The sequence below is a fragment of the Paraburkholderia sp. SIMBA_053 genome (assembly GCF_046534895.1).
GTDB lineage: Bacteria > Pseudomonadota > Gammaproteobacteria > Burkholderiales > Burkholderiaceae > Paraburkholderia > Paraburkholderia caledonica.
In genome coordinates, this window is the sequence record NZ_JAWRXU010000090.1 from 1 (window position 1) to 483 (window position 483).

Genomic DNA, 483 nt, shown 5'->3' on the forward strand with positions numbered 1-483 from the left:
CTATTCACCACTACGACACTGGAAAGTAGGGCCGGGCAAAAAGGTGGGCATAGTGGGTATAGGCGGATTAGGCCATATGGGTATTAAGCTTGCACATGCGATGGGCGCAACTGTTGTGGCGTTTACTACCTCCGAATCCAAGCGTGAAGCGGCAAAAGTACTGGGTGCTGATGAAGTAGTCGTGTCACGCAATGCAGATGAAATGATGGTATATCGCAAGAGTTTTGATTTTATTCTCAATACTGTTGCGGTATCGCATGATCTGGATGCTTTTATGGCGTTACTCAAACGGGATGGCACGATGGCATTAGTTGGCGTACCAGCTACAGCACATCCTTCACCACAGGTTTTTAATTTGGTAGGTAAACGCCGTAACCTGGCGGGTTCAATGATAGGTGGTATTCCAGAAACGCAGGAAATGCTGGATTTTTGTGCTCAGCACAATATTGCCTCCGATATTGAGATAATACGCGCGGATGAAAT

General features: G+C 46.8%; 1 protein-coding gene. It reads left to right on the top strand.

Annotation, left to right across the window (positions count from 1 at the left end; genetic code table 11):
* Nucleotides 1-483, top strand: a 483-nt coding sequence (locus SB753_RS34695) for a zinc-binding dehydrogenase (RefSeq protein ID WP_410804558.1), incomplete at both ends; no start/stop codon positions are given.